Below are 15,684 nucleotides of genomic sequence, written 5' to 3'. Positions count from 1 at the left end.
TTCTGCCTGATGACACCACCTTCGATTGCCTTCAATTTCAAAAACAGCTACCAGACACTGCCCGAATCTTTTTATGCCCGGGTCGCCCCGGTTCCGGTGGCCAACCCACGTCTGATGGTGTTCAACCACGCCCTGGCCGCTGAACTTGGACTGGATCCCGCCGCTTTGGAACCCTGGGCGCCTCTGCTGTTTTCCGGGAACCGATTGCCGACGGATGCCGTTCCGATCGCGATGGTCTACGCGGGGCATCAGTTTGGACATTTCGTTCCCAGGTTGGGTGACGGACGCGCCATTCTGCTCGGCGAAGTCATCGACCGGAATGGAAACAGACGCGATATCCAGTTGAAAGGATCCGGCAGAACCCCCTATTCGCGTCAGGGCGACGGCAGAGCCTGGATGGGTCCGGTATTGCGGGAGTATCTCGTTTCGGAGGCCATGCACGCCCTGGGCATTCCCACCACACGCGCCCTGGCCGCAGTCGCCACGGGAGAAATCGTCAGACGCGAACAACCCCTGCCGGGCGCTGTCCTGACACGGGTTGCCGCCAGTCATATCCGCATCGGCACCTTTGAATATTTCGCCGCCAGAGGCGACCATCAGGCGGTGCGCCTCCTGGCGGATCATGTGCTGGCGCGCCATTTTCCCGAAATCGAACCCCAAAAGGATCCATATCTGGCCCTGTTGCAGGCAGTGACAGAACGACAGGCATTCCTGATCGCACGCTGGATGCTGGTGGGGTTCATCCATGGAGTGATGAACACCGACAACATGACCGTATCGGGGGAGACCATCGATTATGGCCCCTGCGCATTTCTGGACGCCTACGATCCGGGAACGGTCTTCAGTTCCATCGATCAGTGGGGGCGGTACGCGTTTGGAAACCAACCCGGGATCGCCGCCTGGAATCTGGCCCGATTGGCCGGAACACTGCTGCCGATCATGGGACTGGGCAACCAGGTTGCGCTGGAACGGGCAAGCGCGATCATCGACGGATTTCACGGACGCTTCACCCAATACTGGCTGGAAGGCATGCGCCGCAAACTGGGTCTTGGCGCCAGCGCCCCGGAGGATGTCGCGCTCATTCAGGATCTGCTGTCGATCATGCAAAACGGCGGAGCCGATTTCACGTTGACCTTCCGGAGACTGTGCGCCGCGGCGGTGGATCACGAAGCCGATGCGTCGGTCCGGTCTTTGTTCACGCAACCCGCCGCATTCGACTCCTGGGTGGTACGCTGGCGCACGCGCCTGCAACGGGATGCGATGGACGCCAAAGCACGGTATGCCAGCATGCGGGCGGCCAATCCGGCCTACATTCCACGCAATCATCGGGTCGAAACCGCCCTGGAGGCCGCACGCCAGGGTGACATCGGACCGTTTGAAACACTCCTGGCCCTGTTGCGTCACCCCTGCGACGATCAACCCGCCGCAAAAGGCCATGCCGACCCGCCTCCCCCACCCCAACGGCCTTTCCAGACCTTCTGCGGCACCTGACTAAAGGCCCACGCAACGATTGAAGCGAAAACAATCTACGGATACAAAAATTTAGCCACCTCCACCAGTTCGCCCGGACGACGCACCGGAACCGTGAAGGTCCGCATTTTTTCGTCCGGTGTGTTCTCCTCGGTCACCACGGTGATGGTGGCCACGGTGATGGGCTGAAGAGGATTCGGATGCCTGTCATCCGAACCGTCGCCGAAATAATTGAGATAAAGCAGATATTGACCAGCAGGCGGGGTCGGATGCGAAAAAATTTCCGGGCCGAATCCCGTGGTCACATCCACATCCAAGGCCCCGCCACTGGGAATGGCCCGGTTGAAATAGGCGCAATGCTCCCCCTTGGGCGTGATGACATGCAAATCCAGATCGGTACCATTGCTGTCCCACGACAACACGATCCGCATCCGGGGCCGCACTTTTTCGTTATAGGCCTCATAAAACTGCCGCCGCACCACAGCCGACCCATCCGGAGAACGAATCTCCACCCCGTTGGAGCCGGTCCCGAACAAATAGGGTCGGGCAAAACGACCATCCTCATCCAACAGCAAAGGCATGGGAATCCCGTTGACGATCATCTTGAGGGGTTGGTCGCTGGAGGGTTTGAGATGTGACGCGATCCGGCCCCGGATCAAGGAGGCATTCTTGCGGGCCACGCCGAACTGATCCCCCTCCTCCTGGGTGTTGACGCCGGTGGCCGGATAGTTCACCTGCTGGACGTAGACCACCTCCTCGCCGAAGTCGTTGCGCCATCCCCCAATCGGCCCATCCAGGACAATCGGCTGGGGAACCAATTGTTCCAACACCACATTGCGTTGCCGATAGACCTCTTTCAGACAGGCGACATCACCACAGCGGTTGCGGGTCTCCTTCAGCCAGGTCAACTGGGTCTGTTTGTGCCATGTCCGCTGGGTCTCGTCCTCCTTGAACACCTCTTGCAGTCGATTGAAGATGTCCACCATGCGGGAATCAGCCGCCACCAGTTCCGCATCGCCACAAATCAGGCGTTCCACCGGTGTGGCCGCCTTCTGACAATCAAAACCGGCTGCCCCAACCCACACCGTGGACAGCAGCCAGACCAAAAGAGCCAATGGGCGTTTCATGTCATTGCTCCCCCAGAATCAATTCCCGCGCCATCTGTTCCACAAACCGTTCATCACGGGTGCGGGGATGATGGCGAAAAACCAGATGCACATATTCGTGCGCCACGGACAACCGCGCCTCCTCCTCGCGTAACGGAGGCAAAACGATACGCCCGCCACGGGCATGGGGCCTGCCCGCAGGAATCCGGCAGATTTCGATGCCTCCGGGAGGCTCGGCGCCCGCCAAAGGCGCCAAACGGCGCCACCACGCCCCGGCGCGTTGCGCCATCCACGCCTCCAGGTCGAACGCATGGGCGCAACCCGCCCAGGCCACATCGACCTGGCACCACCACAGGCTCAATCCCATGCCAATTGCCTTCCAGGGAGGTCTCATGGCACGGTCAGCCGCAATCCGGCCCGACCCATGGCCCACTCCGCCGGGTTGTACATGGAGAAATAACGCACCGGTGGCAACCGCATGGTGCCATAAACCGGAAATCTCAACAAATGACGCAACGTCACCACACCGGATTCACCCCCCGCCCCCAGTTTCGGAATGGGCACGATATAATGCTCATCCCGCTTCTCGGCGTGGGTTTCGGTCAGCATCACCGGCTGCTCCGCGTCGTTCAAACCCGCAACCGCCATGCCCCAGGTGAACGGCTCCATCTCTCCTCCGGGGGGAAGCGGCACCTCCAGCAGACCATAACGAAAATGCCCTTTGCCCGGATCCAACGTCACTTCGTCCAGATAGATCGCCGCGGACTCCAACGGCTGGTCCGGTGTGACCGCACTGGCCTCAAACAGCGTCTCGACCGGATTGTCTTCGGAATAATCCGGCGCCGGTCGCTCCTTGGCAGGGGTCAGACGCCACAAACGACGGGTAATGGCCATCGACGCGGTTGGTTTGTCTGGGGCAGGCGCCTCGAAACCCAGATACGCGGTCCATCCCGTCTGTTCCCCCGTGGCGATTGGCACCTCCACCGGGTTGGCGACGGATGAGGCGGGCAGCACCCAGCTCACCACTCCCGGCAGCCGCTCCTGACGAATCCAGGGAGACGACAAGGTCGGCGCCACCGGCGGCACACCGGAGCCTCCGGTCAGACGATCCAGAAAAATCAAGGTCAAGGCCCGGTCGATGGTGGCGGAGGTGGCAACGGTTTGTTGCAGCAGTTCCGCCACTTTTTCCGGTTTCACCAGCTTGCGGTCACGCTGCCCCTGCGCCATCAACACCGCGGCCTGAGAGAGCAGACTGCCCTTGGCGGCAAGACGTTTTTCCGCCTCCTGGGCCGCCCCGGACAAGGCTGGCAGCAGGCGTTTTTGTCCATTCACCATGCCGTTAAGCAAAACCAGGGCAAAATCCCGGGCTTCCGGGGTACCATCGTCCCCCAGCACCAGTCCGGCTTTGGAAAGCCCCTTGCCGGCACGAGGCTCCGGTTTGTCCAACCACTCCTGAGCCACCCCGGTAGCCATGGTCTGCACCGGCAATTTCATCTCCCCGGCCAGCCACAGGGCCAGGGTCCGCAACAAGGGGGATTCGGACTCCGCCGACTTGCGATAAATATCCAACAGTTTCATCCAGTGATCACCACCGACCGCCAAACCAAGCGCGGAGAGCGCCAGATGATCCGCATAATAGGCATAGGCCGAAAAAAAGACGCTGCCCCTGCCCTGATCCCCCCACCAACCAAAAACCGCCTCCGGTCCCGCCATCTGGGCCAGCCGAAAACGATGATTGGACACCCGATCCCGCATCTCCTCCAACCGGTTGGCCGGGATGGTCCCCTGACGACGCAAGGCGCGATAGGCAAAGGTCAACGGAATCAGACGACTGGCAGTCTGTTCCGCGCAGCCGTATGGATAGTCGATCAAATCGGCGGCCACCCGCCACCAGTGGGCGTCCCCATCCCCCGCCAAGGTGGCGCGCACGGCGCGGGCACCCGCCGGCAGGTTCACGGGGGTCGTTTTGCCTCGCAACGGCACGGTCAACAGACCCTCGACGTTCCAACCCATGGGCAGCATGGTGATGGGCACCTGCAAGCGGTCCACTTCGACATCCTGGATCCGCAAGCTCGCCTCCACGCTCAGATCGGACCGGATGGTCAACGGCAGCGGCACCGGATTGCTGCCGGGAACCAGGGTCACGGCGCGCTCCTCCACCGTGGCGCCGGCTTGCAGCCGAATGCGCCCCTGCACCGGCTCATGACCCATGTTGAAAGCCAGCAGCATGCCCTGCACCGTATCCCCTTCCCGGAAACGGGTGGGGGCGGTCCATTTGAGATAGGCGGGCTTCTCCGCGATCAACGTTGCGATCTGTTGACCGAAGCGTCCCTCCGTCGTGGTGGCGCGTGCGGTGATCCGCCAACGGGTGATGGAGTCCGGCAGCACGAACTCGAAACGACCCCGTCCATCCGCGCCGGTGCGCAGATGGGGCAACCACAAGGCGGTATCCATGTTCTCCCGTCGTGGCCGTTCCAGCAACTTGAGAGGACGGTGGAAGGTGGCGCTCTCCTGGTCCGGGGAGACCACCGCCTGATCGTAGGTGTGAAATTGCAGGCTGGAATGGGTACGCACCTGATTGCGGCGCAAATGTCCGAAAAACTCCCGTATATCCGGGGCCAGTTCCGGTTGCAACAGATAGACCGTCTCATCCACCACGCTGACCGTCAGGTCGGCGGAGACCGGCTGGTTGGCCAAAGAGGTCTCCAGATCCACCGTGACCCGTTCTCCGGGCTGATAGCGGCCTTTGTTCGGAGTGAGGGTCATGACAACCGGATCGTTTTCGACCCGGATGCCTTTGTTCTGAAAGATGAAGGCGCCATCCGCCACCATCAAGGCCGACAAGGTGAGATTGGGTTGGAACAGCGTGGTCACTGGAATTTCAACCGCCCATTGCCGCTCACTCTTGCGGGTCAACCGCAACCAGTCTCCCCCCTTGGAGAGCGTACCCAGCCGATGAACCTGATCCCGTTCGAGGGTGAACAGAGCGTCTTGCACCGGTGTCGGGAAGGTGATCAGGCCATGAACCGTCTCTCCGGGACGATAACGCTCCTTGTCGAGCAGAATGCCAATCGCGCCCCGTTCCCCCTGAAGGCCGGCACCGCCCACCCAATGGGCCACGGTGCCGAGGGTATGGCCCTGGGCATCTTGCAGCATGACCGTATACGAACCGGCCTTGTCGAAACGGACCTCGATGTGATCCCCCTGCACCGAACCTTCCAGACGGGATTGATCCTCCAGACAGACCGCCCGCCAGGTGACCGCCGCTCCCTCCGGGGAGGGACGCCGGCGCAGGGTGAAACGAACGGACTCCCCCGGCTGGGTGAGCTGTCTGTCGCTCTCCAGGGTGAAAACAGGGGTGGCGGAATCGATCAGCAACTCCTTCACCGCCGAAACCCGATAGGAGGAACCGTCACTGCCGGCCACACGCAGGGTGTAACGACTCGCTTCCGCTGCCGCGGGCAATTCAAAGCGCACCTGCCCCTGGGCATCGGTTTTCCACTCCTTTTTGGCCAAGGCGATGGGAAAACGTCCCCGTTGCCGCTGTTCATAGTCGCTCAAAGCCAGACTTTGACCCCGCAGGTTCAACTCCAGGGTCAGATCGCTGACCGGACGCCCTCCCGGATAGGTGGCCCGGATGGTGCCGGCGATGCCTTCCCCGGTGCGATAGGAGGGCTTATCCAAAGTCATTTCGATGTCATAGTGGGGCTTGGCGTAGCGGGCCACCCGGAACGAGGCGGCATACGGTTCATCCCGATACAGCATGCGCAGGGTATAGCCCCCGGCTGGCGCCTGCTCCGGCAGGCGGAAACTGCCATTTCCACCGATGACGGGATCGAGATGGAACGTGGTCGATCCCACCGGAGCGCCATTGGGATCCAACGCCACGACCGAAATGGGACCAGCCTCCAGGGAAACGGAGTTCTGGGCATCCTGAAACCGCCGTCCCACCAGCTTGAACTGCACCAGATCCCCCGGACGGTAAAGCGACCGATCGGTGAAGGCATACAATTTGGCGCTATGGATTTCGCTGTCGTAATAGAAATTTTCCGCCACGAAGACCCCACCATCCGGGTCCATGGCGATCAGATGGGAGCGTTCCGGACTTTGACGCGTGAACAAGGCGGTGCCATCGGCGCCGGTGTTCAACTCCTGCAACGTACCCGCGCCATCGGCGAGCAGCAGTTTGACCCCAGGGACCGGCACGCCGTTCTTCTTGTGGGCGGTCCAGACCAGCATCTGCTGGCCGGAGGTCTTGGTGATGGCCACGGTGTCGGAGACGAAAACCAACGCGGTCGCCCGAAAGCGTCCCAGCAACCCTTCCACCAGATAAAGACCGGGTTGCAGTTTGCCCAGGGGCAACAGGACATTACCCAGACGTTTCTTGAAAAATTCGTGGCTGGATCCCTCCACCTTGACCGAGGCGGAAGGCGCAATCGGCTCCGCCTCCCACAACGGATAACGAAAACGACTCACCAGCGGAAACTGGGACAAGGGACGAAACTGGGGATTGTCCTCGAATTCGGTAGTATAGGTGTAAGCCGGCGCCTGACTGAGCAACGGCGCCTGACTGACCGCACTGAAACGGGCATCCGCGGAAAAAATCCGCTGCCAAGCCAATCGGGATTTCTTGTACCAGACATCCCAGACATAATGGACGGCATTGGACAGCCCTTCCCCATCGTACCGCCCCGGCAGTTGCACCCGGTGAAGATTGGGCTGCTTGCGCAAAAACCCGACAGGATCGGGAATCCGGTACAATAGGATATCGATGCCGGTATAACGTTCCAGAGCCGCCGCCGGACCTTCCAGACGGATCGTCGCCGTCTCACCGGCGCCAAAACCGCTGTCCGCCAACAAAAAGAAGCTTTCGCCCTTGACCATGCCGTAACCGCTGGGCTGAATGCCCAACAGACCGGCATCGCTCCCTGCCCATCCGTTGCCGGACGCCGTCAACGCGACAAAAAAGAAAATGAATAGACACCCAAAAAATTGGGATTTTCCGGTCTTGGTTGCCATCGACTATCCTTCCAGTTGAGCAGTCTTTGCAGCGCAACCGCCCGCAAACCATGATCCTGACGCGAAGACTCCCCACGATGATAGGTCACGCCATCGCCGACCCAGATCATCAGGTGTTGATCCTCTCCCTGATCGAAAAAAAGCAGATCTCCCAGTCTGGCATGCAAAAGATCCCGGGTCACAAAGACGGTATTCTCCTGCACCAACCCCAGGGCGGAAACATAGGCGGCCTTGTTGCCTTCCGGGGTTTTCCAGCGTTGCCCCAACCCCATCTGTGCCGGGGTGAGGGAGAGTTCCGGCGGCAGCAGGGTCTGGGTCATGCCACTGCTTTTGCGCCATTTTTCGTCGTGGATGCGCAAGGTCTCACGCACCGCGAACCGGACCAGACTGGCGCAATCCCGATGCACCCAGCGGGGCGAAGGCCCCCGACGCACCTCTTCGGCGACGATGCGCACAAACCAGGAGCGAAACAGCTCCGACTGCGCGGCGTCGAGTCGCGGTTCCTCGTCCGCATACCCCGGCCAACCCGGTCCCCATACCGCCAGAGACAGCCCCAGGCCGAAAAGGGTCAGAAAGCGTGCCAAGCCAAAGGCTCCCAGGAATCGGATCCCCGAGGCGTCCCCAGGGCAAAGGGGAACATGGCGCTGATGTGGTCCAACTGAGGCAACAGACGCTTTTCAACGCTGGCGCGAAACACCTTCTCGCTGGCGGGAGGCAGGCTTTCCAGCACGCTCTTGCGCAACAGGGGCGCCAGTTGCGCCGGGGAAACCAACAGGCTGACCTCCGGGGTTCCGGCGGCCAACTGTTCCATCAAGGGGGGATAATGCTTCTCCAGAACCGCCAGGGCCCGCTCCGCCACGGTCCGATCCGGAGAAAAAATCAACGCGCCATGGCACAACGCCACTGTCACCGGAAAATGACGATACGCCCCCCCCTTGCTCCCCTGGCCCGAGGCCTGCTCCAGACCATGGGCCGAGCGCACCGACCGTCGCCAGATCCGTCCACCCGGACAGGCGCGATCTTCCACCGGGAGCAATTCCAAAGGTGGGGCATCCTTGTTGAGCAGGGGGGGCGGCGAACCGATGAGGCGCGCGAAAAGCTCCGCCAGCATGGGCATCCAGGCTTCGTTGACGTTGCCCACCGGCACAACGGCCAGGGGGGTATGCAGATGGGAGTCCCCATACCAGCAAAGTGCCGCCGGCGGACGCAGGGCCTCCACCAGTCGGGGCAATTCCGGATTGTCGGTGAAGGGACGCAGATACTCCAACAAACGGGCGCGATCCACCGGCACCGCCAGGCACAACGCCGGATTGGCGGGCAGACGGCCCCACAAGTCACCCGGAGCCGCCAGGGGGGCGGAAGCCAACAGCCACGTTTTCCACCCGGAGGCGTCGAAGTCGAAACGCATCCCGGTCAACGCCGGAAAAAAATGCTGATAACCAAAAGAGAGATAATCCCCCCGCACGGCAATCGCATGTTTGCCCGCCAGTGTCGGCAGGCGCAAACCCGCCCCCAGGCTGTCAGGACCGAGGCTGGAGATGAATTGTCCGACCACTCCGGCCCGTTCTCCGTTCTGCCCGCTCTCCAGCAGGGTCGGATCGGTGAAGATGGCCAGATGGCCCTTCAGGGTGGTGAAAAAAAGGTGACGTTTCGGGGTATGTTCCAAGCGCCAGATGGTGTGGGAAATCTCGCCACCCAATTTGACTTCGGCGTGCCGTTTGAGTTGGGAATCGTGGGCCGCCACCTTGGCCACGACATCCAGAAAGCCCACCAGCCCCTGCTTCGGCAACAGCACCAGATAATTTTTAAGTTTGCCATCCTTGTTTTTCCACAAGGCCACCTGGGCGGGGGTGTCGAGCACATGGGCGATGATCGTATCCCCGACCCCCATGTCATGCTCATAGGCGATGCGGCGCAAACTGCCTTCCAGGCTCAGACGGGATTCGTTCTGCTGGTAATAAAAAACATACTCCTCGGTCAAGAGCGTATTCAAGAAAGGCACCGCGAGCAGGTCTTTCGGCAACTGGGAGAGGGAGCGGCTTTGAATCACCAGATCCGGATGAAACAATCGATCCGCCGGCAACGGGGCCGGAACCGACGGCTGAGACGGGGTGGCCGGCGGTGGGGAGAGGGATAGTTGGCGCCATCCCGCCCACACGGTCACCACCGCGACCATGGCGATACCCACGGCCCATGCCCACCACCGACTTTTTGCAAACAGCCTGGTCATGCGTCCCTTTACCCCACCTGGCCTTGCTCAGTTTCCCCGACAGGGATCCACTCGTGTTGTGGCTGGAAAGGTTACAGCCGGATCCCCAAAAATGACCGACTCCATTCTGAGCACTTTTCCTGATAAACTAAAGGAAAATCAACACATCCGGCGCGTTTTCCCAAACAATCCGCAAAGAACGCCTCGAACGGCAAGCCCGACCCGGTATTGCCCCGTCTCAAAACCTGGAAAAAATGGACGCGAGGGATGAATTCCGCTTGAACTCTTTGATGGATGTGACAATCAGAGATATAATCACTCCGTTGCAGGTCAAAGGAGGCCCATGCTGTCCGACTTGTGACCGCTGCGCAGACAATCCGGATATTCTTATTTTAATGATGGCCGACTGAAAGACAGAACCAATAATATAAAGAATGAACAGGTTCAATCCGGAGCAATAAAATGAATCAAACCCGATCCTCCTTCTCTGGCTCCTCATGCCATATGCGTTGCCAGAACAAACCGAAGAATCCTGACGAGGATTGCGTGGAAGCGTGTGGCATTTCCGCAAACGAACCCACGCTTCAGAAGCGGTTGTTGTTCTGGCTGGGTGGATTGGCGGGAGTGGCGATTGTCATCGTGCTCATCACACTGTATGGAACAGACCATTTTTCTCCCCATCATGGCAAAGAGCATCACAACAACAGCCCGATCGCCTCCTCATCCGGCGCCTATGCGACCCCTGTCGTGGCGCAATTTTCAAGCGGTCCACTGACAGCCAACGAGACACGATACATCCTGTTTATGCGAGAAGAAGAAAAACTAGCGCGGGATGTCTATCAGGAAATGCACCGCCTGTGGGGAATATCCATGTTTGTCAGCATTTCCCGCGCCGAGCAGCGCCATATGGACACCGTGGGACAATTGATCCAGCGTTATGGATTGCCGGATCCGGCAGAACAAAAAGCCCCGGGATCCTTTGTCGATACCCATCTGTCACAAATGTATCAGCAACTGACTCAACAAGGACAACGATCCGTGATCGAGGCGTTGCGGGTCGGGGCCTTGATCGAGGAACTTGACATTCTGGATCTTGAAAACGCCATCAAGGAAACCGACAAACCCGATATCATTCAAGTCTATTCACTCATTCATCGCGGATCTTTCAATCATCTGCGCGCCTTTGCCCATGGCATGGAATTGCAGGGCGTCGCGTATGCGCCCGTCAAATTGTCTGCACAGTCGTTTGACACGATTCTGCACAGCCCCATGGATACCGGTCTTTTCCAGAACCAGTAACAATATGAAACCGCTTGACATTTTATAAAAAACAAAGGATCCTTCCTTTGGAAATACAAAAAACATAGTCACCCATGCGTGACCAGATACAAACGACAGCAAGGAAGTTTGATGATTTCCAACCAGTCATCTGACGAAAACACAGATCAAGCCCCTCTGGCAACCGTTTCCACACCCAGACAGACTGGTCCAGTCCACCCACTGGCCCCATCCGGATATTTTGAGCCATGAAACAGCTTCAATGGTTCATGGCCATCAGCATTGCCTTCAGTCTGGTACTCTTTTTCCTGTCGGTTTTCGCGGAAGATCCCTGGGAGGACCACGTCTATAACAAGGCTCCGCCCATCGCGGCGGGCATGTCGGCGCCCCATCTGGATGGGCGGGAGCGGATGACCTGTTCCAGTTGCCATGAAATCATCGCCAACAATCCAAACAGTGGGATCGCCTCCACGCCTCCCCTGGTGGATGGCACGCCCGCGGTCGCCTCCCATCAAGACGGGCGGGATCGGATGCCCTGCGCCAATTGCCATCGCATCCTGCCCAATCCCGCCCAAAACATCCCGGTCACGGACGCTCCGGTGAACACCGGTGTCGCCTCCGCGCCACCGGTGGTGGATGGCACGCCCGCGGTCGCCTCCCATCAAGACGGACGGGATCGGATGCCCTGCGCCAACTGCCATCGCATCCTGCCCAACCCCGCCCAGAACACCCCCACCCCGGTCGTGGATGCTCCGGTGGATCCATCCCCACCCATGGTCACGGCCCCTGCGATGCGTACCACAACCGCCCCGATCGAGCCTGCGACCCCCGCCGGGATGACGGTAGCCCTGTCCCTCTCCTCAGCGCCGCCCCGGACCCCCGCGTCCGCCGCCCTCGACCCGGAATGGCATGAACGGTTCATCCCCACCCGGTTTCAGGGGAAAATTGTGCGTGTTGTTGAAAATTCGGTCCAATCCGGTCGTGTCAACACCCATATTCTGGTGTATGACGGCATCAATGAGGCAACCTGGATCAATCTGGCGCCCGATTGGTATCTCAACAAACAAGGCTGTCGCATTGGCATGGGTCTGTTCGTCAAAGGAACCGCCTACAAAGAGACAGGCAGCAAACACACGGCCCTGCGCTACGCCAAAAGCTTTTCAGTCAATGGGCAGTCTTGCACCCTGCGCGACAAACATTTGCGTTGCGCCTGGACCGGCAACGGCTTGAAGGATCAGGACGAAGAATGACCCCTCTCAACGAATCGACGCTTCCTCCCAAAAGCCGGACCGATCGCAACAATACCCTCTACCTGCTGTCGAGTCTCAGCACGCTGATCATCGCACTGGCGGTGGGTCTGCAACCCCTCTATCTGGATGACGCCCTGCGCATTCCTTATGAGGAGAGCGGCGTCATCAACTCCCATCTGGTGGTGGTGACCGAAATCATCAGCCTGTTGCTGATCGGATACATTGAATTCATTCAAAAACGAATCAGCAATGGGGTGTTGTTGTTTCTCGGCTTCCTGGTAGCCGGCATCGGGGCCACATTGGCCCCGTTGAGCCACGAAACCCATCACGCACTGGGACTGAGCGGTCTGGTTTTTTATTATCTCATGCGCATTCTGATCTCCATCGGCACCAATACGGCGCAACTGGAAATTTCCACGCTGATCGGTAAATCCGCGGCCTCCGACCACTCACCCAGCATGATGATCAACAAAATCATCATGCTGGTCCTCGGCGGATCGGTGATATTCGCCATTCTCATGCAAATTCCCCATGATGCCGGAACCGTCTATTCGGTCATGGTCATGATGGCCCTGATCTCGATCGCGGGCACCTGGATCATCCAACAAAAACTGATCCCGCATCAACAGGATCTGGCGGTCGAACCCTCTGGCGGTGACGACGCCTTGAAATTGATCGCCCGTGATCCGCGCATGCAATTGAGTCTGGCCGCAACCTTTTTTGTCCGGGCCGACATGATCGTACTCAGCCTGTTTCTTTCCATGTGGCACATCTCCATTGCGGATCTGGTGGGGGTGAGTCGGGTTTATGCCACGGCCCATGCCGCGGCCCTGATCGGCCTGGTCGGAATGGTGTTGCTGATCTCCATTCCGGTCTGGAAACAGTTCATGGAAGCCCACAGTCGGGTTACCGCCATTGGGGCGAGCCTGTGCATTTCCGGCGTGGGTTTCATGCTGATGAGTCTGGTGGTCAATCCCTTCAGTTGGTCCATCTGCGTGCCATTGGCCATCATCGGATTCGGATCGGCAGGCAGTCTGACGGCACCCAAAATCTTGACCCTCGAACTGTTCCCCGCACCGATGTTGAGCGCCGTCCAGGGCGTTTTCTCGCTGGTGGGCAGTCTCGGCGTGATCGTCTTGGTGCAAAGCGGGGGATATTTTTTTGATGCCGTGGGACCACGTTCCCCTTTCGTGCTGATCGGCACAGGCAATCTCCTGCTCATGATCTATGCCATTTGGCTGGTTCACGGCAGCATGACCGAAAACGCCCAACATGTCCTGCTCGCCAAAGGACGCAACCGTCTGGATCTCAAGCCACTCATCTGGATGATCTCCATGTTGCCGGTTCTGTGGCTCCTGGGACGGGTACTGCTCAGTGGTTATGTGCCGGGCAGTTCCGTGGGTCAGATGCCGGTGGGATTCATCAACCGTTATCTCGGGGACTGGGCCTTCAATTTCTTGTTGATTTCCCTCTCCCTGCGTCCCATCAGCGAGTTGACCGGCATCAAACAATTCGGCCAATACCGCCGGATGATCGGCCTGTATGCCTTCTTCTACGCAACCTTGCATGTCGTGACATTCGTCTGGCTGGAATGGAACCTGAAATGGAATGACATTGTGGCAGACATCTACAAAAGAGAATTTACCCTGCTTGGCGTGGCCGCCTATGCCCTGTTGATCGTGCTGGCGGCAACCTCCACCAACAACGCCATCCGCAAATTGGGCATCAAACGGTGGAAACAGATCCATCAGATGACCTTCCTGATCAACATTCTGGTTGCGTTCCATTTCATATGGGCCTCCTCCCATGACAACGGAGAGCCGTATGTGTATCTGGTACTCGTCAGCCTGTTGCTGTGGTATCGATTCCAACAATCGCTCCAGGCCCCACCGCCCAAAACCATCCAGAAGAACCGCGCATCATGCTGACCGCTCACCAAAAGACGCAACTGGTACGGTTGCGGTGGACTGGGTTTGTCGTGGTCGGTCTGGCGTACATGCTGTCCTTCTTCCACCGTTATGCGCCCGCGACGATTTCCAGTGATCTTCAACAGGCGTTTCAGGCAAACGGCGTCTCCCTGGGAGGACTAGCGGCGACCTACTTCTATGTTTACATGGTGATGCAAATACCCACAGGCATCCTCGTGGATACCGTGGGGCCACGCCACGTGGTGGCGATGGGCGGATTGATCGCCGGGGGAGGTTCCTGGATATTCGGCATGGCGGACACCCTTTCCATCGCGGTGACCGGTCGGTTGTTGATTGGGCTGGGGGTCTCGGTGACCTTCATCGCGTTGCTCAAGCTGAATGCCGTCTGGTTCCACGACCGACATTTTGCAACCATAACCGGCGCCACCATTCTGCTCGGCAATCTGGGGGCGCTGTTGGCCGCAGCCCCCCTCACCTGGGTGTTGGAGCATGTTTCCTGGCGCACCGTCTTTGTCTTCGTGGCGGAATTTTCTTTGCTGATGGCCATGCTGGCCTGGTGGTTGGTGCGGGATCATCCGGGGACCATCGGCTTGCCCAGTCTGCGGGAACTGGATGGCAAAGCGGCACACCCGTCCCATGAGGGACATTGGTACGACGGACTGAAGATCGTCTTGAACAATCGTGCCACATGGCCGGGCCTGTGGGTCAACATGGGCATGGCGGGTTCCCTGTTTGCCTTCGGAGGGTTGTGGGCCGTACCGTTCTTGCGCGATGCCCATGGTCTGGACCGGGCCTCTGCCACGGGGCGCACCTCCCTTTTGTTGCTGGGATTTTCCATCGGCGCATTTTTTGTCGGCACGATTTCGGATCGCATCGGTCAACGCAAACCCGTAATGATGGGGGGAGCGTTGGCCTATTGTTTGTGCTGGTTGCCGCTGCTGACCGGGGTGACAATGCAGGGTGCCACAGGCTATCTTTTCTTTTTTGTCATGGGATTGTGTGCCTCCAGCTTCACCTTGAGCTGGTCATGCGCCAAGGAGGTCAACGCCCATTCGCTCTCCGGCATGGCCACCAGCGTCGTCAATATCGGCGCCTTCCTCGGAACCGCGGTCTTGCAACCTTCGGTGGGATGGGCCATCGATCTCATCCATGCGGGCGCCACGAACCACGCGCCAGGACTCGCCGCGTATCAGGCCGGCATCACCATTCTGTTGTGTTTTTCCCTCATGGGACTGATCGCGACGCTGTTCATACGCGAAACCTATTGCCAATATGGATCTGCGGCAAACAAACCATCCTGATATCTTAAGATTATCTTAATCAGCCATATTTCATACCGGCATCTCCCCCCTGCGAATTTGTTTTTCCTGAACCGTTCCAGACAAAAACAAAACGCGCACGCTTTTCTATGAAGTTTCTGTTTA

The 15,684-nt window shown here is 59.1% G+C and carries 10 protein-coding genes; 5 read left to right on the top strand and 5 right to left on the bottom strand.

Features of this window, described 5'->3' with window-relative positions; translation table 11 throughout:
* Window positions 1–9: 9 nt before the first annotated feature.
* Window positions 10–1,491, top strand: a complete 1,482-nt coding sequence (locus HQL98_05500; protein ID MBF0271521.1) for a YdiU family protein — start codon at window positions 10–12, stop codon at window positions 1,489–1,491.
* Between the two features lie 35 nt (window positions 1,492–1,526).
* On the opposite strand, the gene HQL98_05495 is transcribed toward HQL98_05500, so the two are convergent.
* The 5 genes from HQL98_05495 to HQL98_05475 are packed head-to-tail and all read right to left on the bottom strand — an operon-like array spanning window position 1,527 to window position 9,825.
* A complete protein-coding gene (locus HQL98_05495; GenBank protein MBF0271520.1) occupies window positions 1,527–2,597 on the bottom strand; it encodes a DUF2135 domain-containing protein in 1,071 nt (356 codons plus the stop codon).
* Between the two features lies 1 nt (window position 2,598).
* A complete protein-coding gene (locus tag HQL98_05490; GenBank protein MBF0271519.1) occupies window positions 2,599–2,970 on the bottom strand; it encodes a DUF2300 domain-containing protein in 372 nt (123 codons plus the stop codon).
* On the bottom strand, window positions 2,967–7,595 hold the full coding sequence (locus tag HQL98_05485) for an alpha-2-macroglobulin family protein (protein ID MBF0271518.1): 4,629 nt from the start codon (window positions 7,593–7,595) through the stop codon (window positions 2,967–2,969). Before HQL98_05485 ends, HQL98_05490 begins: the two co-directional genes overlap by 4 nt.
* Window positions 7,529–8,194, bottom strand: a complete 666-nt coding sequence (locus tag HQL98_05480) for a DUF1175 family protein (GenBank protein MBF0271517.1) — start codon at window positions 8,192–8,194, stop codon at window positions 7,529–7,531. Before HQL98_05480 ends, HQL98_05485 begins: the two co-directional genes overlap by 67 nt.
* Window positions 8,164–9,825, bottom strand: coding sequence for a DUF2138 family protein (locus tag HQL98_05475; protein MBF0271516.1), 1,662 nt, complete (start codon window positions 9,823–9,825; stop codon window positions 8,164–8,166). Before HQL98_05475 ends, HQL98_05480 begins: the two co-directional genes overlap by 31 nt.
* 441 nt (window positions 9,826–10,266) lie before the next feature.
* Between HQL98_05475 and HQL98_05470 the strand changes: the two genes are divergently transcribed.
* From HQL98_05470 to HQL98_05455, 4 genes are all read left to right on the top strand, one after another.
* The gene (locus HQL98_05470) at window positions 10,267–11,103 is read left to right on the top strand and encodes a DUF2202 domain-containing protein (protein MBF0271515.1); all 837 of its coding nucleotides are present in this window, start codon (window positions 10,267–10,269) and stop codon (window positions 11,101–11,103) included.
* A 227-nt stretch (window positions 11,104–11,330) separates the two neighbouring features.
* Window positions 11,331–12,332 carry a magnetochrome domain-containing protein gene (locus HQL98_05465; protein MBF0271514.1) on the top strand — a complete coding sequence of 334 codons (1,002 nt, stop codon included), beginning with the start codon at window positions 11,331–11,333 and terminating at the stop codon, window positions 12,330–12,332.
* Window positions 12,329–14,260, top strand: a complete 1,932-nt coding sequence (locus tag HQL98_05460) for a ferric reductase-like transmembrane domain-containing protein (GenBank protein ID MBF0271513.1) — start codon at window positions 12,329–12,331, stop codon at window positions 14,258–14,260. The genes HQL98_05465 and HQL98_05460 overlap by 4 nt, the downstream gene beginning before the upstream one ends.
* Window positions 14,254–15,561 (top strand): MFS transporter, encoded by a 1,308-nt coding sequence (locus HQL98_05455; GenBank protein MBF0271512.1) that lies wholly within the window; start codon window positions 14,254–14,256, stop codon window positions 15,559–15,561. The genes HQL98_05460 and HQL98_05455 overlap by 7 nt, the downstream gene beginning before the upstream one ends.
* Window positions 15,562–15,684: the final 123 nt, after the last annotated feature.

It is taken from the genome of Magnetococcales bacterium (genome assembly GCA_015231755.1).
Taxonomy (GTDB): Bacteria; Pseudomonadota; Magnetococcia; order Magnetococcales; family Magnetaquicoccaceae; genus Magnetaquiglobus.
This window is presented reverse-complemented; position numbering and strand designations above follow the sequence as displayed.

Coding starts and splice junctions, on each gene's coding strand:
- HQL98_05500 (MBF0271521.1), top strand. CDS start 10: ATGACACCACCTTCGATTGCCTTCAATTTCAAAAACAGCTACCAGACA.
- HQL98_05495 (MBF0271520.1), bottom strand. CDS start 2,597: ATGAAACGCCCATTGGCTCTTTTGGTCTGGCTGCTGTCCACGGTGTGG.
- HQL98_05490 (MBF0271519.1), bottom strand. CDS start 2,970: ATGAGACCTCCCTGGAAGGCAATTGGCATGGGATTGAGCCTGTGGTGG.
- HQL98_05485 (MBF0271518.1), bottom strand. CDS start 7,595: ATGGCAACCAAGACCGGAAAATCCCAATTTTTTGGGTGTCTATTCATT.
- HQL98_05475 (MBF0271516.1), bottom strand. CDS start 9,825: ATGACCAGGCTGTTTGCAAAAAGTCGGTGGTGGGCATGGGCCGTGGGT.
- HQL98_05470 (MBF0271515.1), top strand. CDS start 10,267: ATGAATCAAACCCGATCCTCCTTCTCTGGCTCCTCATGCCATATGCGT.
- HQL98_05465 (MBF0271514.1), top strand. CDS start 11,331: ATGAAACAGCTTCAATGGTTCATGGCCATCAGCATTGCCTTCAGTCTG.
- HQL98_05460 (MBF0271513.1), top strand. CDS start 12,329: ATGACCCCTCTCAACGAATCGACGCTTCCTCCCAAAAGCCGGACCGAT.
- HQL98_05455 (MBF0271512.1), top strand. CDS start 14,254: ATGCTGACCGCTCACCAAAAGACGCAACTGGTACGGTTGCGGTGGACT.